The organism is Hypericibacter adhaerens (genome assembly GCF_008728835.1).
Classification (GTDB): domain Bacteria; phylum Pseudomonadota; class Alphaproteobacteria; order Dongiales; family Dongiaceae; genus Hypericibacter; species Hypericibacter adhaerens.
This window is the reverse complement of the sequence record NZ_CP042582.1, coordinates 2,942,721-2,962,910: the sequence shown is the minus strand read 5'-3', so window position 1 is coordinate 2,962,910 and position 20,190 is coordinate 2,942,721. Positions and strand designations below refer to the sequence as shown.

20 protein-coding genes are annotated in these 20,190 nt (G+C 66.8%); 12 read left to right on the top strand and 8 right to left on the bottom strand.

Going from position 1 to position 20,190, the window contains the following annotated elements; genetic code table 11:
* Positions 1-16: 16 nt before the first annotated feature.
* The 7 genes from FRZ61_RS12905 to FRZ61_RS12875 form a co-directional block, all read right to left on the bottom strand.
* Complete coding sequence (locus tag FRZ61_RS12905; RefSeq protein ID WP_151118111.1) at positions 17-1,051, bottom strand: proline racemase family protein; 1,035 nt, start codon at positions 1,049-1,051, stop codon at positions 17-19.
* Between the two features lie 64 nt (positions 1,052-1,115).
* Entirely contained in the window at positions 1,116-2,006 is an 891-nt protein-coding gene (locus FRZ61_RS12900) for a dihydrodipicolinate synthase family protein (protein WP_151118110.1), read from the bottom strand.
* 63 nt (positions 2,007-2,069) lie between these two features.
* The gene (locus FRZ61_RS12895) at positions 2,070-3,713 is read right to left on the bottom strand and encodes a choline dehydrogenase (protein ID WP_151118109.1); all 1,644 of its coding nucleotides are present in this window, start codon (positions 3,711-3,713) and stop codon (positions 2,070-2,072) included.
* A 29-nt stretch (positions 3,714-3,742) separates the two neighbouring features.
* Positions 3,743-4,816, bottom strand: a complete 1,074-nt coding sequence (locus FRZ61_RS12890) for an ABC transporter ATP-binding protein (RefSeq protein ID WP_151118108.1) — start codon at positions 4,814-4,816, stop codon at positions 3,743-3,745.
* 15 nt (positions 4,817-4,831) lie between these two features.
* Positions 4,832-5,674: a carbohydrate ABC transporter permease gene (locus FRZ61_RS12885; RefSeq protein ID WP_151118107.1), complete on the bottom strand. Its 843-nt coding sequence runs from the start codon at positions 5,672-5,674 to the stop codon at positions 4,832-4,834.
* A complete protein-coding gene (locus FRZ61_RS12880; protein WP_191908998.1) occupies positions 5,671-6,624 on the bottom strand; it encodes a carbohydrate ABC transporter permease in 954 nt (317 codons plus the stop codon). The genes FRZ61_RS12885 and FRZ61_RS12880 overlap by 4 nt, the downstream gene beginning before the upstream one ends.
* 74 nt (positions 6,625-6,698) lie before the next feature.
* Positions 6,699-8,015: an ABC transporter substrate-binding protein gene (locus tag FRZ61_RS12875; RefSeq protein WP_191908997.1), complete on the bottom strand. Its 1,317-nt coding sequence runs from the start codon at positions 8,013-8,015 to the stop codon at positions 6,699-6,701.
* Positions 8,016-8,248: 233 nt separating this feature from the next.
* Between FRZ61_RS12875 and FRZ61_RS12870 the strand changes: the two genes are divergently transcribed.
* The 12 genes from FRZ61_RS12870 (at position 8,249) to FRZ61_RS12815 (ending at position 19,529) form a co-directional block, all read left to right on the top strand.
* The gene (locus FRZ61_RS12870; RefSeq protein ID WP_151118104.1) at positions 8,249-9,277 is read left to right on the top strand and encodes a LacI family DNA-binding transcriptional regulator; all 1,029 of its coding nucleotides are present in this window, start codon (positions 8,249-8,251) and stop codon (positions 9,275-9,277) included.
* A 103-nt stretch (positions 9,278-9,380) separates the two neighbouring features.
* Positions 9,381-10,295: a dihydrodipicolinate synthase family protein gene (locus FRZ61_RS12865; protein ID WP_151118103.1), complete on the top strand. Its 915-nt coding sequence runs from the start codon at positions 9,381-9,383 to the stop codon at positions 10,293-10,295.
* Between the two features lie 26 nt (positions 10,296-10,321).
* Positions 10,322-11,353: a proline racemase family protein gene (locus FRZ61_RS12860; protein ID WP_151118102.1), complete on the top strand. Its 1,032-nt coding sequence runs from the start codon at positions 10,322-10,324 to the stop codon at positions 11,351-11,353.
* A 44-nt stretch (positions 11,354-11,397) separates the two neighbouring features.
* The gene (locus FRZ61_RS12855) at positions 11,398-12,897 is read left to right on the top strand and encodes an aldehyde dehydrogenase (protein ID WP_151118101.1); all 1,500 of its coding nucleotides are present in this window, start codon (positions 11,398-11,400) and stop codon (positions 12,895-12,897) included.
* Positions 12,898-12,914: 17 nt separating this feature from the next.
* Positions 12,915-13,667, top strand: a complete 753-nt coding sequence (locus FRZ61_RS12850; RefSeq protein WP_151118100.1) for an SDR family NAD(P)-dependent oxidoreductase — start codon at positions 12,915-12,917, stop codon at positions 13,665-13,667.
* Positions 13,668-13,771: 104 nt separating this feature from the next.
* The gene (locus FRZ61_RS12845; protein ID WP_151118099.1) at positions 13,772-14,125 is read left to right on the top strand and encodes an ArsR/SmtB family transcription factor; all 354 of its coding nucleotides are present in this window, start codon (positions 13,772-13,774) and stop codon (positions 14,123-14,125) included.
* A complete protein-coding gene (locus FRZ61_RS12840) occupies positions 14,112-14,630 on the top strand; it encodes an SRPBCC family protein (RefSeq protein ID WP_151118098.1) in 519 nt (172 codons plus the stop codon). Before FRZ61_RS12845 ends, FRZ61_RS12840 begins: the two co-directional genes overlap by 14 nt.
* A gap of 201 nt (positions 14,631-14,831) precedes the next feature.
* Positions 14,832-15,296 carry a 50S ribosomal protein L13 gene (gene rplM, locus FRZ61_RS12835; protein ID WP_151118097.1) on the top strand — a complete coding sequence of 155 codons (465 nt, stop codon included), beginning with the start codon at positions 14,832-14,834 and terminating at the stop codon, positions 15,294-15,296.
* Positions 15,297-15,299: 3 nt separating this feature from the next.
* Positions 15,300-15,785, top strand: coding sequence for a 30S ribosomal protein S9 (gene rpsI, locus FRZ61_RS12830; RefSeq protein ID WP_151118096.1), 486 nt, complete (start codon positions 15,300-15,302; stop codon positions 15,783-15,785).
* A gap of 137 nt (positions 15,786-15,922) precedes the next feature.
* Positions 15,923-16,861, top strand: a complete 939-nt coding sequence (gene argC / locus FRZ61_RS12825; RefSeq protein ID WP_151118095.1) for an N-acetyl-gamma-glutamyl-phosphate reductase — start codon at positions 15,923-15,925, stop codon at positions 16,859-16,861.
* A 22-nt stretch (positions 16,862-16,883) separates the two neighbouring features.
* Positions 16,884-17,468, top strand: a complete 585-nt coding sequence (locus FRZ61_RS12820; RefSeq protein WP_225308784.1) for a gamma carbonic anhydrase family protein — start codon at positions 16,884-16,886, stop codon at positions 17,466-17,468.
* 234 nt (positions 17,469-17,702) lie between these two features.
* A complete protein-coding gene (locus tag FRZ61_RS12815) occupies positions 17,703-19,529 on the top strand; it encodes an aminodeoxychorismate synthase component I (RefSeq protein WP_151118094.1) in 1,827 nt (608 codons plus the stop codon).
* Positions 19,530-19,538: 9 nt separating this feature from the next.
* Here the strand turns inward: FRZ61_RS12815 and FRZ61_RS12810 are convergent, their stop codons facing one another.
* The gene (locus FRZ61_RS12810; protein ID WP_151118093.1) at positions 19,539-20,087 is read right to left on the bottom strand and encodes a hypothetical protein; all 549 of its coding nucleotides are present in this window, start codon (positions 20,085-20,087) and stop codon (positions 19,539-19,541) included.
* Positions 20,088-20,190 lie beyond the last annotated feature (103 nt).

Genomic DNA, 20,190 nt, shown 5'->3' with positions numbered 1-20,190 from the left:
AGGTCGCTCCCTGCGCTCAGAGCGCCTTCAGCCAGACATCCGACAGGGTGAAGCCCTCGGGGAAGGGGTCGGTCGGGTCGTAGCCGAACTGCGAAATGGCCGTGATCCAGGCCTGCCCGGCGACCGTCGGGATCACGGCGGGATAACGGCCGACCTTGGTCGTGCCGACGATCTCGCTGATGAAATGGGTTCCGATCAGCGATTCATGGTCGAACACCTCGCCCGGCTTTATTTGTCCCTTCGCATGCATGACGGCGAGCCGCGCGCAGGTGCCGGTGCCGCAGGGCGAGCGGTCGTTGCGGCCGGGCGACACGATCACCGTGTTCTTGGCCGTGAGCCGGCCGCCCTCGCGGCGGAACGGGCCCATGAACTGGGTCTGGGTGATGCCGGGAATGAGCGGGTTTTCGGGATGCGAGACCTCGAGCTGGGCGGCGGCCGCGGTCTTGATCCGCTGACCCAGCCCGCAAAGGTCGCGGGCCTCGTCGCGGGTGAGGCCGAGCCCCAACGCCGTTGCATCGACATGCACATAGGTCATGCCGCCATAGGCGACATCGACCTTGAGGCTGCCCAGCCCTTCGACCTCGACGACCTTGTCGAGGTGATAGGCGAAGGCCGGCTGGTTGGTGAACTTCACCTGCCGGACCTTGCCGTCCTTGCAGTCGCAGGTAACCTTGATGAGCCCGCCCGGCGCCTCCAGCACCAGTTCGGTCACCGGCTCCTTCATCGGCAGGATGCCGGTCTCGAGCAGGGCGGTCGCCACGCAGATCGTGTTCGACCCACTCATGGCCGGATACTCGGTCGATTCCAGGATCACGAACCCCATCGCCGCCTCGGGATTGTTCGTCGGCAGGATGATGTTGGCGTTGTGGTTGACCGTGCCGCGCGGCTCGAACAGCACGAATTTGCGCAGGCCGTCGCGATGCTCGGCCAGATGGCGCATCTTGTCGAACATGGTCCGGCCCGGCACGTCGAAGACGCCGCCGGTCACGACCTTGCCGATCTCGCCTTCGGCATGGCAGTCGACGACGGTGAAGGTCTGCGACCAGCGCATCGAAATCCTCCGCTGCTGATGCCGCCGATCCGCCCTTCAGGGCGGAAAGGCGGGCCTGGTCTCGTCAGGCGGCCGAGGCCAGCGGCCGGCCCAGGGCCGAGAGCGCCTGGCGCAGCTCGGCCAGTTCGGCGTCGGTCAGAGGCAGGGCCGGCTTGCGGCAGATCCCGACCTTGCCGCCGAGGAGGTTCGTCGCCGCCTTGACGGCCGAGTTGTAGTCGTGGGTCCAGAAGAAGATCTGCGCCGGCAGCAGGCGCTTCCAGAGCGCCGCCGCCTCGGCCAGCTTGCCGGCCGCGAAAAGCTCGTAGAGCTGCACCGCTTCGCGCGGCACGGCGTTGGCGCCGCCCCAGATGACGCGCTCGCAGCCGCCCATGAGCGCCGGGAACATCAGGGTGTCGCCGCCGTTGAAGACCTTGCCGCCGGTCGCCACCAATTGCTGGATGCGGGTGAGGTCGCCTTTGCTGTCCTTGATGTATTGGATGTTCTCGATCTTCAGAAGCCGGGCGAACAGCTCGGGCGTGACGTCGCGGTTGGTATGCTGGGGGATGTTGTAGATGATGATCGGCGTCTTGATGGCGCGCGCGACATGCTCGTAATGCCACATCACGCCGTCCATGGTCGGCCCCTCGAAATAGGGCGGCAGCACCATGATCGCCTCGGCGCCGACGCTCTCGGCGAATTTCGCGTTCTCGATCGTGTCGCGCGTGCTGATCGCCGAGGACTGCACCACGAAGCGCGCCTTGCCGCGGACCTGCTTGCCCACCAGCGTATGGATCCGGCGGCGCTCCTCCTCGGTCAGGTAGGCGAACTCGCCGGTGCCGCCGCAGGAGAGGATGATATGCACGCCCGCATCGAGCAGGCTGTCGACATGGGCGGCGAGCGCCCCTTCGTCGATCCGGTCGCCCGACTTGTCGAACGGCGTGCAGATCGGAACGCAAATCCCCTTGAGATCAGACATCAGTGGAGTCTCCCGTAAGCTGATTGAGCGAAAACTGGACAGGGTCAGGCATGGCGAACGGCCTCAGGCCGCCGGCAGGTAGTAGGGCTGGCGTTCCGGCGGCAAGGGCGGCTTGCCCAGGATGTCGTCGGCGAGCTTCTCCGCCATCATGATGGTCGGGGCGTTCAGGTTGCCGGTGACGATCGCCGGCATGATCGAGGCATCGATGACGCGGAGATTGTCGATGCCATGGACGCGGGCCTTGGCATCGACCACCGACTGGGCGTCGGCCCCCATGCGGCAGGTGCAGCTCGGGTGGTAGTTGGTCCCGGCATAGCGGCGCAGCCAGGCCACGATCTCGTCGTCGGTCCGGATCTCCGGGCCCGGCGTGACCTCGACACTGCGATATTCGTCCCAGGCCTTCTGCCGCACGATCTCGCGGATGGTCCTGACCGCCTCGATCGCCAGCGCGCGGTCGTCGGCGGTCTCGAGGAAATTGAAGACGAAGCGAGGCGGCGCCATCGGGTCGGCGGATTCGAGCCAGACACGGCCGGTGCTGGTCGGCCGCATCAGGCTGAGATAATACTGGAAGCCATCCTCGAGCTTCACGTTGCCATGCTGGATCTCGCCCAGCATCGGCACGAACTCGATCTGGAAGGTGGGGATGCGGTCGCTGCCCTTCGTGCGGACGAAGCCGCCCACCTCGAAGAAGTTCGAGGCGCCCAGGCCCGATTTGAACAGGAACCATTGCAGGCCGAGCCTGGCGCGGCCGAGCGGCGTGAGATCCTTCGCCACCGACACGTTCTTGAGCGCGCGATACTGGACCGGCGCGGAGACGTGATCCTTGAGCCCCTGGCCGACACCCGGCAGGTCGGCCACCGTCTTGATGCCGAGGCGCCGCAGCTCGTCGGCCGCGCCGAGGCCCGACAAGGTCAGGAGCTGGGGCGAATTGAGGGCGCCGGCGGAGAGGATGACCTCGCGTTCGGCCTGGATCGTTCGGGCGCCTTCTGCGGCAGCGATCTCGACCCCGACAGCCCGCGTTCCGTCGAAATCGATGCGCCGGACGCGCACGCCGGTCCGGATCTCGAGATTCGGGCGCGGGCCCAGGCCGCGGAGATAGCCCTCGGCCGTGCTCCAGCGAATGCCGCCATGGACATTGCGTTGCGTGCGATGAGTGCCCTCCTGGCGGAACCCGTTATGGTCCTCGACCAGCGGCAGGCCATATTGCGGCCCGGCGGCGAGAAAAGCTTCGTACAGCGGGTTCTGCGCCTTGCAGGTCTCGATCCGCATGGGCCCGGTCCCGCCGCGATAGGCGTTGGCGCCCGTCTCGAAGGTTTCCGCCTTCTTGAAATAGGGCAGGCAGTCGGCATAGGACCAGCCGGGGAGGCCCGACGCCGCCCAATTGTCGAAATCGAGCGGATTGCCGCGCACCCAATTGAGGCCGTTGATGGTCGAGGACCCGCCCAGCACGCGCCCGCGCGCTTCCAGGATCCGGCGGCCCTCGAGCTGGGGCTCGGGCTCGCCATGATAGAACCAGTTGAAGCGATCGTTCCCGAGCGGCAGGGCCAGCGCCGCCGGCATCTGTAGCGTGTAGTGGCGATCGACCGGGCCTGCCTCCAGCAGCAGCACCGAGTGGGACGAGCCTTCCGCGAGACGCGCCGCGATCACGGCGCCGGCGGAGCCGGAGCCGATCACGATGTAGTCGTAGCTGCGTTTGAAGGCGCTCAAGGTCGGCTCCGTCCCTGGAAAACGAAGGGTTACTGGTTGTTGAGCGCCACCGCGCGGAGCTGGTCCGGCGCGGCAGAGACGCCCACCGCGTCGCCGATCTTGACCGACACCTTGTCGGCCACGACCACGAAGCGCTGCCCGCCGGCATCGACATAGACGTTGGTGGTCTGGCCGAGAGGCTCGACGAACTCGACCTGGGCGTCGACGGCATGGGGGCCGCCGGCGGCACCGATCGACATCTTCTCCGGCCGCACGCCGATGAAGAGCCGTCCCTCGCTGTCGGCGATCCGCCGCGCCCGCTCGCGTTCCTCGGCCGGCAGCGCATCGGCGAAGGCCTGGGGCGAGCAGCGGACCCCGCCGTTCCGCTCGACCGAGGCCGCGAACATGTTCATGGCGGGCGAGCCGATGAAGTCGGCCACGAAATGGGTGCGGGGCCGGTCATAGATCTCGAAGGGCGAGGCGACCTGCACCATGTCGCCCCGGCTCATGACGGCGATCCGGTCGGCCATCGCCATGGCCTCGACCTGGTCGTGGGTGACATAGATGGTGGTGATGCCGAGCGTGCTGACGAGCTTTTTTATCTCGGTGCGCATCGAAGCCCGGAGCTTGGCATCGAGGTTCGAGAGCGGCTCGTCCATGAGGAAGACGCGCGGGTTGCGGACCAGCGCGCGGGCGAGCGAGACGCGCTGACGCTGGCCGCCGCTGAGCTGGCCCGGCTTGCGTTCCAGGAGCTCGGCGATGCCGAGCCGCTCGGCCGTGTCATGCACCTTCTTGCGCCGCTCGTGCGCCTCGAGCCCGCGCACCTTGAGCGGGAACTCGATATTGTGGAACACCGACATATGCGGGTAGAGGCCGTAATCCTGGAACGCCATGGCGATGTCGCGGTGGCGCGGTTCCTCGTATGTCACGTCGCGGCCATGGATCAGGATCTGGCCTTCGCTCGGCAGCTCGAGCCCGGCCACCATGCGCAGGGTCGTGGTCTTGCCGCAGCCGGACGGGCCCAGCATGCAGAAGAACTCGCCATCCTCGATCTTGACCGAGACGCCGTTGACGGCCGTGACGTTGCCGAAGCGCTTGAAGACGCTGTTGAGGTCGACGCTCATGGGGTCCTTCTCCGTCTAGCCCTTGACCGCGCCCAGGGTGAGGCCGCGGACGAGGTAACGCTGCATCATGAGGACGAGAACCACGACCGGCAGCGACATCAGCACGCCGGCGGCCGAGGCGAGGCCGAAGGAGATCGCCTTCGGCTTGATGGCGTTGGCGGCGATGACGGGCAGGGTCTTGGCCTCGCGCGAGGTGAGGATGCTGGCCAGGAGGAACTCGTTCCAGGCGAACATGAAGACGATCACCATGGTGGCGGCGAGGCCCGGCAGCAGCAGCGGCAGGGTCACGCGCCAGAAGGCCTGGTAGCGGCTGCAGCCGTCGATGAGGGCGGCCTCCTCGATCGATTGCGGAATCTCCTGGATGAAGACGCGCATGACCCAGACGACGAAGGGCAGGCCGCTCAGCGTGTAGGCCGCGATCAGGAGCCAGGGCGTGTCGAAGATGCCGAGCTGCTTGGCGATGATGAAGAGCGGGATGACACTCACGATCGGCGGCAGCATGCGGATCGACAGCACCTCGAAGGCCAGGAAGTTCTTGCCCTTGATGTCGAACCGCGCCATGGCGTAGGCCGCCAGCGTGCCGGCGATCATGGCGAGGCCGGTCGCCATGCCGACGATCAGGCAGCTGTTGACGAGCGCGTCGAGCGCGCTCATCTCCTCGAACAGCTGGCGATAGCTGTGGAGGGACGGGGTGAAGCTCCAGAGCGGGGGATAGGTGGCGACATCGTTCTCGGTCTTGAGCGAGGAGGCCGCCATCCAGTAGATCGGGAAGAGGAAGAAGGCGGTGGCCGCGAGCGCCAGCAGCCAGCAGGCGACGCTGCGCAGGGTCCGCGCGGGCCGGCGGGGGCGGGCGGTCATCGGCGGGCCCCCTTGTCGGCGATCGTCTTCATGAAGCCGGTGAGCTTCACGAAGATCAGGACGATGGCGAGGATGGCGACCAGCGTCAGCCAGGAGAGCGCGGCCCCGTAGCCGAGGTCGAAGAACTTGAAATTGACCCGCTGCAGATAGACGCTGACGAGGTCGGTCGAGAAGTCGGGGCCGCCGCGCGTGATGATATAGACCGTGTCGTAGGTCCGCATGGCATCGATGATCCGCAGCAGCGAGGCCACGACGATCACCGGCTTCAGCATCGGCAGCGTGACCCAGAAGAAGGTGCGCAAGGGCCCGGCGCCGTCGATGGCGGCGGCCTCGAACGGGCTGCGGGGCAGCGCGCGCAGGCCGGCGAAGATGACGATGAACATGAAGGGCGTCCATTGCCAGACATCGACCAGCAGCATGGCCGCGAGCGCGCTCGTCTTCGAGTTGGCCCAGGGCTGGGCATCGATGCCGACGAGGCTGAGGAGGAAGTTCAGCACGCCGAGGTCGGGCATCATCATGATGCGCCAGGTGATGCCGACGGCGATGGGGGTGATCAGCATCGGCACCAGCACGATCGTCCGCATCGCGAGGAAGCCCGGCAGGCGCAGGTTGAACAGCACCGCCAGCAGCACGGCGAAGGTCAGCGCGATCGCGACGCTGAGGATCGTGAAGATGCCGGTCAGCAGCAGCGAATGGCCGAACTGCGCGTCGCCGAAAGCCTGGATGTAGTTGTCGAGCCCGACCCAGCCCTGCGGCTTGTCGACCTCGGTCGGGCGCAGCGAGGTGAAGCTGATATAGAGCGAATGCAGCAATGGGAAAATGCCGACGATGGTCATGATCAGCATGGTCGGCGCGAGCAGGACCCAGGGCACATATTTCTCGCCGGCGCGCACGGCCGAAGCCCTGCGGTCCGCCTTTTCCAGACCTGCCGTCGCCGGGAGTTCCGCCATTCCCATCTCTGGCCCCGTGGCTCGGTGGAGATCGGGGCGCCCGCGGCCGCGAGCGCCCCAACGTCGTTCAAGGCTCAGCCCTTGACGGTCTTGGCCACGCGGTCGGCGGCGTCGGCCATCGCCTGTTTCGGGGTCTTGCCGCCGGTGACGCCGGCGAAGATCTCCTCATAGAGGACGCGCTGGACGGCCACGGCGTTGGTCAGGCGGTAGGCCGGCAGGGCGACCGGCTGGGTGCCGCGCACGGCGAAGTCCTTGAAGGCCTGCATCATCGGCACGGTCTTCGTGATGTCGGGGTTCTCGACATCCTTCTTCAGGCAGAGCGAGGATTCGCCGCCCTCACGGAACAGCTCGTAGGCCCGGCCTTCGGTCATCCAGGCGAGGAACTTGTAGGCTTCCTCGGGATTCTGCGAGTGCGCATTGGCGATGATCGACCAGCCGCCGATCTGCTCCTGCTCGTATTTCTCCGTCGGCGCGACCGTATAGCCGAACTTGCCCTTGTTCGGGCCGTCCTCGATGCCGACGATCACGTCCGACCAGGTCACCAGCATGGCGACTTTCCCCTGCTGCAGCAGCGAGGAGCCTTCGGGATAGTCGAAGCCCTGGACGCCCTGCGGCGAGTACTGGACCAGCTCCTTCAGCCGCTCGATCGCATGCGCGCCCTGGCCCTCGGAGTTGAAGATCGGCTCCTTGGCCTCGTTCAGCACATAATCGTCCTCCGGCCCGAGCTTGACCATGCCCTGGATGCGCGAGCCCCAATCGCCGGTCGAAAGCGAGTCCACGCCGCCGAGGAGGAGGGTATTGCCCGCGACCTCGCTCGTATGGAGCTTCTTGGCCGCCGCCAGATACTCGTCCCAATTGGTCGGGACCTTGGTGATGCCGGCCTTCTCGAAGAGATCCTTGCGATAGACGAAGACGGGCGTGGTCATGGCGACCGGCAGGCCGCAGCGCTTGCCGTTATATTCGGTATAGATGAGCGCGCCAGGCTCGAGATTCTGCACTTGGAGCGCCGGCAGGGACGGGTTCTTCGCCTTCATGTCGTCGAGATTGGCGGCCCAGCCGTTGCGGATCGGCTGCTGCACCCAGATGCTGTCCGAGGTCACCAGGTCGAAGGTGTCCGAGCCCTGACTCAGCTCGATCAGCATCTTGTCGTAGTGGGATTCGTAAGGGTTGGATTCGCCGGTGACCGTGACGCCGGTCTTGGCCTTGTAGGCCTCCGCGACGCTGCCGGTCAGCGCGCTCGACCAGGCGACGTTGCTGTTCAAGATGTTCAAGGTGACACCGGCGGCGCGGGCCGGAAGGGCCCGCGATGCGGCCGTCGCGGCCGCGATGGCGGCGCTCGCCCGCAAGAAGGTGCGCCGCGCTACGCCTTGATTCAGATAGCCTTTGCTCATTGACGTCTCCCCTCTGTTTCGCGCAGGGATGATTGGATGGCTCGATGAAGCTCTGGGACGCCGGTGGGGCGTCAGACGCCGGAACCCTGCATGGCCGGCCAGGAGCCGCATGAGTTGCTTTTTTCTTGAAATCGATTACATGTTGGCGACACCGAAACGCCCTGTCAAGGGATGAGGAGGGGAACGTCGGATCGATCGCGTGCGAAGCGGCGATCCGGCAACGAGAGCGGCTCATGAAGGCCAAGGCCAGGACCAAGGTTTCCGACGTCGCCAGCCGCGCCGGCGTGTCGGTCGCGACCGTGTCGCGCAGCTTCAACAATCCCGACGCGGTGCGCGAGGATGTGCGCCGGCGGGTGATGGAGGCGGCGCAGGCGCTGGGCTACAGCCCGAACCCCGCAGCCAAGGCGCTGCGCATGCAGCGCACCCATATCGTCGGCGCCGTCGTGCCGACGCTCGACTACGCGATCTATGCGCAGATGCTGAACAGCTTCCAGGCCGCCATGCAGGCCTCGGGCTACATGGTGTTCATGCTGGCGGCGGGCTTCGACAACACCAGTCTCTACGAACCGGTGCGCCAGCTGGTCGATCGCGGCGCCGAAGGCCTGCTGATCGTCGGCAAGATCGAGGATCCGCGGCTCCTGAAGTTCCTCGAAGATGGGCGCATTCCCACGGTGCTGACCTACTCCTATCTGCCGGACGGGCCCTTTCCCTCGATCGGCTTCGACAATTACGCGGCCACGCGGCAGCTGGCCGACTTCCTGGTGCGGCTCGGCCACAAGCACATGGTCATGATCTCCGGCCGCACCCGCGGCAACGACCGGCAGCAGGCCCGCGTGCGCGCCTTCCGCGAGGCGGCGGCCGAGGCCGGCATCGCCAAGACGACCCATGTGATCGAGCGACCCTATTCGCTGCTCGAAGGCGCCGCCGCGATGCGCACGATCTATGTCGAGCACCCGGCCACGACCGCCGTGATGTGCGCCAGCGACGTGCTGGCCTTCGGCGTGCTCTCGGAATGCAAGAATCTCCGCCTCAACGTGCCGAAGGATCTGACCGTCACCGGTTTCGACAACCAGGACTTCACGGCGCTGCTCGATCCGCCGCTGACCACGGTCGACGTGCCGGCGCTCGAGATGGGGCGGCGGTCGGGCGAGGCGCTCCTCAACGTGATCAACACGCGCCGCAAGATCGGATCGGTCCGGCTCGAGACCAATCTCATCGTGCGGGCCTCCGCCGCGGGCGTGCGGGCCGACGAACGGCGCTGATTCCGGAGCCTTCGACTCTTCCGGCTTGCCCGGAATTATGAAATCGATTACAAGAAAGCAACCCCTTCCAGACCCTTCACGCCCTTCAGACGAGGAGACCGGCATGAATATTCCCAGCTTCGAAGGCATCCTGACCGTGGTCGCGACGCCGTTCGATCAGGGCGGTGCCATCGCGTTCGATGTGCTCGGCAAGCATATCGATTTCCTGCTCGCCAACCGCGTCGGCACCATCGTGCCCGGCGGCACCACCGGCGAGTACTACGCGCAGACGGTCGAGGAGCGGAAGCGGGTCCTGAGCTTCGTCGCCGAGCATGTCGGCAAGAAGGCCAGGCTCGTCGCCGGCACCAACTCGCAGCGCCCGGACGACATCATCGAGCTCTCGAGCCATGCCAAGGGCCTGGGCTACGAGGCGCTGATGCTGGCGGCACCGTTCTACTCGCTGCCGGGCACCCAGGAGCTGGCGCAGCATTTCCGCCATATCGCCGGTGCCACCGGCATGCCGATCATCCTCTACAACTTCCCGGCCCGCACCGGCGTCGACATGAACCGCGAGTTCCTCGAGGCGATCGCCGATATCAAGTCGATCTGCGCCATCAAGGAATCGAGCGGTTCCTTCGCCCGCATGCTCGAACATATAGTGCATTTCGACGGGCGCTATCAGCGGGTCTGCGGCGCCGACGACCAGGCGGTCGACAGCTTCCTCTGGGGTGCGCGGAGCTGGATCGCGGGCGCCTCGAACTTCCTGCCGGCCGAGCATGTGGCGCTCTACGAGACCTGCGTCCTCAAGAAGGACTTCGTGCGCGGCCAGAAGCTGATGCACGCCATGCTGCCGATGTTCTATCTGCTCGAGAACGGCGGCAAATATATCCAGTATGTGAAATATGGCTGCGAGTTGGCGGGCATCCCCGTCGGCAGCCCGCGCCGGCCGCTGCTGCCCTTGAGCGATGCCGAGAAGGCGGATTTCCGCCGCCTCTACGACCAGCTCAAGGCCGCCAAGATCGGGGCGCTCGCCGCCTGATCGCCTGAACGGGAGAAAGGACTCCCATGCGCTTCAGCCGGATGATCAACGTCGTCGGCGTCCATACCGAGGGCGAGCTGAACGAGGTCATCACCGGGGGCGTCCTCGATGTCCCCGGCAGGACCATGTTCGACAAGATGCGCTGGCTGCAGACGGAGGGCGACGACCTCCGCAAGTTCCTGCTCCATGAGCCGCGCGGCAAGGTCACGCAATGCGTGAACCTGGTCCTGCCGCCGACGGTCCCCGAGGCGGATGCCGGCTTCGTGATCATGGAATCGGACTATTACGTGCCGATGTCCGGCTCGAACACGATCTGCACCGTCACGGCGCTGCTGGAGACCGGCATCCTGCCGATGACGGAGCCCGTGACCCGGATCACGCTGGAGGCGCCGGGTGGGCTGGTGCGGGTCGAGGCCGCCTGCCGGAACGGCAAATGCGAGAGCGTGACCTTCACCAACCTGCCGTCTTTCGTCTTCGCGCTCGATTGCCCGGTCGAGGTCGAGGGGCTCGGCACGGTGATGGTCGATGTCGCCTATGGCGGGATGATCTATGCGATGACGGATGCGGGGAAGCTGGGCTTCCGGCTCGATCCTTCCGAGGCGCGCGACCTGGTCGATACCGGCGAGAAGATCAAGCGCGCGGCGGCGAAGCAGGTCCCGGCCGTGCATCCCGAGAACCCCGAGATCCACACCATCAACCAGACGCTCTGGGCCAGCCCGCTGCAGGAAATCGGGGGCCAGAAGACCGCGCGGAACGCCGTCATCGTCTCGCCCGGCCGGATTGACCGCTCGCCCTGCGGCACCGGCACCTGCGCGCGGCTGGCCATCATGCATGCGCGCGGGCAGATCAAGGCCGGCGAGCGCTTCATCCATAAATCGATCATCGACACGACCTTCATCGGCGCGGTGCTGAGCACGACCCAGCTTGGCGGCAAGCCCGCGGTCACCTGCTCGATCACCGGTCGGGCCTGGATCACGGCCTTTCATCAATATGTACTGGATCCCTCCGATCCGCTGCCGACCGGCTACCGCCTCAGCGATACCTGGCCCAACAGCTGACGTCGCGGCCGCTTTCCCCTCATTCGCGTCTCAGGAGCAGAGTCATGAACGTTCAGCGTGTTGCCAGCTTCCATGACCAGGCCGCCAAGCTGCGGTTCGAAACGCGCGCCTTCATCGACGGCAAGTTCGTCGAAGCCCGGTCCGGCAAGCGCTTCGAGACGCTGAACCCGGCGACGGGCAAGGTCCTGACCCAGGTGGCGGAATGCGACAAGGCCGATGTCGATCTCGCGGTGGCCGCCGCGCGCCGCGCCTTCGAGGCCGGCTCCTGGTCGCGCCGGGCGCCGCGCGAGCGCAAGAAGATCCTGCTCAAGTTCGCCGATCTGATCGAGAAGAACCTGACCGAGCTCGCGATCACCGAGACGCTCGATTGCGGCAAGCCGGTCAATGACTCGCTCAATGTCGACGTTCCCGACACGGCCGAGACGCTGCGCTGGCATGCCGAGGCGATCGACAAGATCTACGACCAGGTGGCGCCGACGCCCGCCGACGTCGTCTCGATGATCGTGCGCGAGCCGGTGGGCGTGGTGGGCGCCGTGCTGCCCTGGAACTTCCCGGTCTTCACCGCCATGTGGAAGATCGCGCCGGCGCTGGCCGGCGGCAATTCCATGGTGATCAAGCCCGCCGAGCAGACGCCGCTCACCGCCCTGCGCCTCGCGGCGCTGGCGGCCGAGGCCGGCATCCCCGAGGGCGTCTTCAACGTCGTGCCGGGTTTCGGCGAGACGGCGGGGCAGGCGATCGGCCGCCATGGGGATGTCGATTGCGTGAGCTTCACCGGCTCGGGCGAGATCGGCCGGCTGTTCCTCAAATATGCCGCCGACTCCAACATGAAGCGCATCGTGCTCGAGTGCGGCGGCAAGAGTCCGGCCGTGGTGATGCCCGATGTCGGCGATCTTCAGCCCGTGATCGACCAGATCACGGCCGGAATCCTCTTCTGCCAGGGCGAGAACTGCAGCGCCGGCTCGCGGCTGGTGGTGCATCGCTCGGTCAAGGACCGGCTGCTGGAGGCGCTCGAGCCCTCGTTCCGGTCCTGGACCGTGGGCGATCCCTTGCGCAGCGACACCCGGATCGGCGCGCTCATCGAGGCGCGCCATCTCGAGAAGGTCATGTCCTATATCGATCTCGGGCGGCAGGAGGGCGCCAAGGTGGCGCTCGGCGGCAAGCGCCTCTATCCCGAAAGCGGCGGCTGGTTCTTCGAGCCGACCATCTTCGACAATGTGAAGAACTCGATGCGGATCGCGCGCGAGGAGATCTTCGGGCCCGTCCTGTCGGTCATCACCTTCTCGGAGCCCGAGGAGGCGATCAGGATCGCCAACGACACGAGCTACGGCCTGGCGGCCTCGCTCTATACCGAGAACCTGAACACCGCCCACAAGATGGCGCGCGCAATCCGCGCCGGCACCGTCTCGGTCAATTGCTATTCCGAGGGCGATTTCACCGTGCCCTTCGGCGGCTACAAGGAATCGGGCTTCGGCGGCAAGGACAAGTCGCTGCTGGCCCACGACCAATATACCGAGACCAAGACCATCTGGATCCAGCTGCGCTAGCGCGAGATCGATCGATCATGGCCGTGCCCGTCGAGCGATCGATCGTCATCACCGGCTCTGCCAGCGGGATCGGCGCCGCGACGGCGCGCCGGCTGGCGAAACGCGGCGTCGGGATTCTCATCCATGCCAAGGGGAACGAGGCGGGCGTCGCAACCCTGCGGCGCGAGCTCGAGGGGAGGGGCGTCCTCACCGAAGGGCTCTGCGCCGATCTCGCGGAACCGCACGCCGCCGATCAGATCGTCGATCGGGCCTTGAGCGCGTTCGGGCGGATCGACTCCCTGATCCATGTGGCGGGCTTTCCGGTGATGGGCGGCTTCGAGGCCGACCTGAAGGCGGCCGAGGCCTGCTTCGACGCCATTCCCTTGTCCTTCTACCGGCTGGTCACGCGCGCCATGACCGACCTGAAGCAGGCGAGGGACGGGCGGGTCGTCGCGGTCGGCACCCATAACAGCCACGTCTTCCGCAACGATTATCCGGTCTACCCGGTCTCGGGCGCGGCCAAGGCGGCGCTCGAAGCCATGGTGCGGGCGCTTGCCGTCGAGCTGGCGCCCACCGGCACCACGGTCAATGCCGTCGTGCCCGGCCTGATCCGCAAGGAACATGGCGTGCCCTTCCTGTCGCCGGCGCAGTGGCAGGATTACCCGAAGAAGGTGCCGATGGGCCGGGTCGGCGAGCCGGACGAGGTGGCGGCGGTGATCGCGTTCCTGGCCTCGAAGGATGCCAGCTACGTCACCGGCCAGTGCATCCACGTCAATGGCGGGTTCATCTGAGAAGCCGCACCGGTCGCGTTTCGTGAGCGAGCAGGGGCGTCGGCTTGACAGGTTCCGGCGTGGGCAATATATAGCCAATTGGAAATATAACTATTGGGCTATGTATGAGCTCCGATCCGCTCGACAGGACATTCGCGGCCCTGGCCGATCCGACGCGACGGGCCATCCTGGCCCGTCTGGCCCGGGGGGAGGCGACCGTCAGCGAGCTGGCGGCTCCCTTCGACCTGGCCCAGCCTTCGATCTCCAAGCATCTGAAGGTGCTGGAGGGCGCCGGCCTGATCCGGCGCGGCCGCGAGGGCCAGACGCGGCCCTGTCGGTTGGACACGGCCGCGCTGCAGAAGGTGGCGCATTGGGTCGAGGCCTACCGCCATCTCTGGGAAGACAGCTTCGACCGCCTCGACGCCCATCTGAAGGCGGCTCGATCGAAGGCGAAAGGGAAGACCAATGTCCGCAAATGACCGCACCGCGCCGCCAAAGGGCAGCTTCGTCATCTCGCGCCTGTTCGATGCGCCGCGCGCGCAGGTCTGGAAGGCCTGGAGCCTGGCCGAAGAGATGGAGAGCTGGTGGGGGCCGAAGGGCTGTGTCATCGAGGTCGCGAGGTTCGAGTTCCGCCCCGGCGGCTTCTTCCATTATGCGATGCAGTTTCCGGGCGGCCCACGGATCTGGGGCCGCTTCCTCTACCGCGACATCGCCGCGCAGGACCGTATCCTGTGGCTGAATTCCTTCTCCAACGAGGGCTGCGGCATCACCCGCGCGCCGTTCGATCCGCTGATCCCGCTCGAGATCCTGAACGACGCGACATTCGCGGAAAATGGCGGGAAGACGTCCGTGACGCTGACCGCCAGCCCGCACGGGGCGGCCGAGGACGAGACCCGGGTCTTTGCGGGGATGTTCGCGTCCTTGAACGAGGGCTATGGCGGGACGTTCGACCGGTTGGCCGCTGCCCTGGCCAAGGCCCGATGAGGGGCGAGCGGGGCGTCCGGCTGACAAGCCCGTGCCATTCGGCCAGGTTTGTGGTATTATAATACCTGTCCAAAAAGCCGCAGTTTTCTGCGCCTTTAAAGCTTGACCCCGCTGCGGAAATCGCGATACTCCGCGCCCGACCTGCCGGACGGAGGGGGCCTCGCCTTTGCCGCCGGCATTCCGAGACAAGAACGGACCGCCATGAAGACCTATACCGCCAAGCCGTCCGACATCAGCAAGAAATGGTTCGTCGTCGATGCCGACGGCGTGGTGCTGGGTCGGCTCGCTTCGATCGTCGCCAACCGCCTGCGCGGGAAGCACAAGACCAGCTTCACCCCGCATATGGATTGCGGCGACAACATCATCGTCATCAACGCCGCCAAGGTGCGCCTCACCGGCCGCAAGCTCGAGAACCGGAAGTTCTACTGGCACACCGGCCATCCCGGCGGCGTGAAGGACCGGACCATGGGTCAGATCCTGGGCGGCCGCTTCCCCGAGCGCGCGATCGTGAAGGCGGTCGAGCGCATGGTGCCGCGCGGGCCCCTGGGCCGCCGGCAGATGGGCAACCTGAAGGTCTATCCGGGTGTCGAGCATCCGCATGCCGCGCAGAACCCGGTGCCGCTCGACGTGGCGGCGATGAATCCGAAGAACAAGAGGACCGCCTAAGCCATGACGACCGAGACGCAGAAGCTCACCGATCTCAAGGATCTGCGCGGGACCCCGATGGCCCCGGCGGCGTCCGCCACGGCCGAGCCCCGCATCGACGCCCAGGGCCGCGCCTACGCGACCGGCAAGCGCAAGAACGCGATCGCCCGCGTCTGGCTCAAGCCGGGTTCCGGCCGCATCCAGATCAACGGCCGTCCGAGCGAGACCTATTTCGCCCGCCCGGTGCTGCGCATGATGATTGCGCAGCCCTTCGGCGTGACCCAGCGCGTCGGCCAGTATGACGTGGTCTGCACGGTCGTCGGCGGCGGTCTCTCCGGCCAGGCCGGCGCGGTGCGCCACGGCATCAGCCGGGCGCTCACCTTCTTCGAGCCAGGCCTGCGCGGTGCGCTCAAGTCCGGCGGCTTCCTCACCCGCGACAGCCGCGTGGTCGAGCGCAAGAAGTACGGCAAGGCCAAGGCCCGACGCAGCTTCCAGTTCTCGAAGCGCTGATCGCGGATCATCCGCGGTCGGCCCCGGCTGGGGCATGCCATCGAACAAAGGGGCGCTCCCGGTCGGAGCGCCCCTTTTGCTTTTCGGGTCTCGTTTCCATATCGGGTAAGCTCTCATCGGCTTAAGGAGTCGATCTCATGGGCAACATCGCTCGGACCAAGACGGTTTTCATCGACGGCGAAGCCGGCACCACGGGCCTCGGCATCCGCCAGCGCCTGACCGGGCTGACGGGTCTCTCGCTGAGCTCGATCGCGCCGGAACGCCGCAAGGACCCGGCCGCCAAGCGCGAGATGCTGGAGACGGCCGACCTGGTGGTGCTCTGCCTGCCGGACGATGCCGCGCGCGAGACCGTGGCGATGGTCGACGCGCTGGGCGCCAAGGGCCCGAAGATCGTCGATGCCAGCACGGCGCACCGCGTGGCGCCGGGCTGGGTCTACGGTTTCCCCGAGATGGCCGAAGGGCAGGAGGCCGCGATCCGCGAGGCGCGTCGCGTCGCCAATCCCGGCTGCTATCCGACCGGCGCCATTGCCCTCCTCAAGCCGCTGGTGGAGGCGGGGATCATGCCGGCCGACTACCCGGTCGCGATCAACGCCGTCAGCGGCTATTCCGGCGGCGGGCGCAGCATGATCGAGGCCTATGAGGCACACCGGGCCCCGGCCTTCGAGCTTTACGGGCTGGCGCTGGAGCATAAGCATCTGCCCGAGATCCAGCATTATTCGGGCCTTTCCGTACGTCCGATCTTCGTGCCCTCGGTCGGCAATTTCCGCCAGGGCATGCTGGTGAGCGTGCCGCTGCATCTCGACACCCTGACGGGCAAGCCCAAGGGCAAGGACCTGGAGGCGGTGCTGGCCAGGCGGTTCGCTGGCCGGAAGCTGGTGGAGCTGGTGCCGGTGGGCGAGGGCCCCGAGGCATCCAAGCTCGAGCCCGAGGCGCTCAACGATACCGACCGGCTGGAGCTGCGTGTCTTCGCCAACGAGAAGCGCCGCCAGGCGGTGCTGGTGGCGCGGCTGGACAATCTGGGCAAGGGCGCCTCGGGCGCCGCGGTCCAGAACATCCAGCTCATGCTGGGCGCTTGAGGCCCATTCAGGAGGAGATCCCATGAGCCCGCGCGATCAGCATCCGGGACCCGGCCGCGCCGGCGGCATGATCTATCCGGTCGACGGCTTCACGCCCAGGATCGATCCGACCGCCTTCATCGCGCCCACGGCCGTCATCATCGGCGATGTGGTGATCGGGCCGGATTCCAGCGTCTGGTACGGCTGCGTGCTGCGCGGCGACGGCAACCTGATGCGCATCGGCGCCCGCACCAACATCCAGGACGGCACCGTCATCCATCTCAATCACCAGGATGACGGCGGCCGCGGCGGTCGGGGCTACAGCACGTTGATCGGCGACGACGTCACCATCGGCCATATGGCGCTGATCCATGCCTGCACGCTCGAGGACGGCGCCTTCGTCGGCATGAAGGCCTGCGTCATGGACGGCGCCGTGGTCGAGGGCGGCGGCATGGTCGCCGCCGGCGCGCTGGTCACGCCCAACAAGCGCGTGCGCAAGGGCGAGCTCTGGGCCGGCAGCCCCGCCAAGCTGCTGCGCCAGCTCACGCCTCAGGAGATGGCGGATTTCGCCTCGACCGCGCCGTACTACGCCGACCGCGCGGCCCGCTATCGGGCGCAGGGGCTATAAGGCACGGGTGGTGAAAGCCGTGGCGAGGTCGTGAAAACAGTGTCTCCTCCCCCGTCTTGCGGGGGAGGATGAAGGAGGGGGGCTGCTCGGTCTGTGCAGCCCTCTCCCTTGCCCTCTCCCGCGGAGCGGGAGAGGGGACGATACTTACCTCGCTTCTCCCCATGCCGCCGGTGACGCAGCATAAGTCGTAAGCAGCATGTTGCATTCATCGCCGGCTATGCTTGACTCGCCGGCATGACTCAACTGTCGCTTCCGCTGCGCCCCCGTGGCCCCTATGTGCTCCTCGACGACAACCGCTCGCCGGAGGCGGGGAGCCGGCTTTATGCCGATCCGGTCGAGATCCTGCGTTGCGACGATCCGGCCGATGTCGAGGCGGTGCTGGCACGGCTGGCCGGGGCGCCGTCGCGCGGGCTCCACGCGGCGGGATTTCTCAGCTACGAGCTGGGCTATGTGCTGGAGCCGAAGCTGGCGCCCCTGATGCCGGCTGGGCGCGCCGGGCCGTTGATCTGGATGGGGCTGTTCCGCGAGCCGGTCCTGTTGAGCCGCGCGCAGACGGCGGCCTTCATCGATCGCGAGATCGAAGGCCCGCACCGGCTGGGCGAGATCGCCCCGAGCTGGGACCGGGCCGCCTATGGCCGGGCCTTCCGCCAAGTGCGCGAGTATATCGCGGCCGGCGATGTCTATCAGATCAACCTGACCTTCAAGCTGGGCTTCGAGGTCGCGGGCGATCCGCTGTCGCTCTATCGCGAGCTGCGCGCCAAGCAGCATGTCGCCTATGGCGCCGTGATCCGCACCGAAGCGGACTGGATCCTCTCGCTTTCGCCCGAGCTCTTCGTTCGCATCGAGGACGATCGCGCCATCGGCAAGCCGATGAAGGGCACGGCCGCGCGCGGCCGGACGCCGGAAGAGGACGAGGCGGCCCGCGCCTTCCTGCGCTCAGACGAGAAGTCGCGCGCCGAGAACCTGATGATCGTCGACCTGATCCGCAACGATCTAGGCCGCATCGCCCGCATCGGCTCGGTCAAGGTCGCCGGCCTGTTCGAGGTCGAGACCTACGAGACCGTGCATCAGATGATCTCGACCGTCGCGGCGCGGCTTTTGCCCGGTATCGGCCCCGACGAGGTGATCCGCCGGCTTTTCCCCTGCGGCTCGATCACCGGCGCGCCCAAGGTCCGCGCCATGGAGATCATCCGCGAGCTGGAAGCCGCTCCGCGGGAGGTCTATACCGGCGCCGTCGGCTGGATGGCGCCCGACGGCGATCTCTGCCTCAACGTGGCGATCCGCACCTTGCGGATCGACGCCCAGGGCCGCGCCGAGATGGGGATCGGCAGCGGCCTCGTCTATGATTCCGACGAGGCGGCGGAATATGAGGAATGCCTCCTGAAGGCGCGCTTCCTGACCGAGCCGCACCAGCCCTTCGAGCTGATCGAGACGCTGCTCTGGCAGCGTGGGCAGGGCTGGACGCTGATGGAGCGCCATCTCGAGCGGCTGGAGCGCTCGGCCGGTTATTTCGGTTTCCCTTGCGATCCGGAGACGGTGCGCGCGCAGCTCGAAGCGGCGTCGTTGGGATTCAGCGGCGCCTGCTGCCGCGTGCGGCTGCTGCTCGACCGCGAGGGCGCGATCAGGATCACGGCGACCGTAATCCCGGCGCCCTCGGCCGCCGGCGTCCTGCGCTATGTGCTGTCGGACCGCGTCACCGACAGCCGCGACCCGTTCCTCTATCACAAGACCACGCGCCGTGCGCTCTATGACGGCGAGCATGAGCGCTGGGCGCGCGAGACCGGCTGCGACGAGGTGATCTTCCTCAATGAGCGCGGCGAGCTGACCGAGGGCAGCCGCACCAATCTCTTCATCGAGCGCGGCGGGCGGCTGCTCACCCCGCCCCTGAGCAGCGGCCTGCTCGACGGCACGCTGCGCCGCGAGCTGCTGGCCACGGGCCGTGCCCAGGAAGCGGTGCTGACGCTCGAGGATCTCGCCCGCGCCGAGCATGTCTTTCTCGGCAACTCGGTGCGCGGTCTGCAGCTCGCGGAGCGGCTGGCGCAGCAGGCGGCGGCGGTCTGAAGGGGCTTTCTATTCGGTTCTGACGCCGGTCGCCTTGCGGATGGCGGCGGCCGAGCCCGCCAGCGGGAACGTCATCTCCCGCATGCTGCCGTCATGGGTCATGACGGAGAGATGCAGCTCCTGCCCGACGAACCAGGCATGGAGCGGGTCGGCCGGCATCACCACAGGCTTGGTCGAATCCAGCAGCAGCCAGAAGCTCGTGCGCTCCGTGGTCAGGCCCCACATGGCGTTCTGGGAATCGCCGCGGATACGGATCTCGTCGGTATCGACCGGGTTGCCGTCATCGATGCGGTAGACCGGCATGGCCTTGGCGAGCTTGATACCCTCGGCGGGATGAAGCTCGGCGAAAACCTGCACATGCCCATCCACGTTGCGCGACCAGACGATGAGATTGTCGCCGGCCTCGTTGGTGACCGAGGCGGCATCGAAGGGCTCGTCGTCGGAGGGAGCCGGCACCACGGACCAGCCCTCCGAGGCGGCAACGGCCGGAGGCGCAAAGGAATTCGCGAGAAGGAGCGCCAGCGCGCCGGTTCCCGCCATCACGAGTTTTCGGATCATGCGTGACTCATAATTCATGAATCCGGCGAGATTGCGGCGGCCTTGTCGCTGTTGTCCTCCCCGGGCCCATTCTTGCTGTCATCCTCGGGCCGGCCGAAGGCCG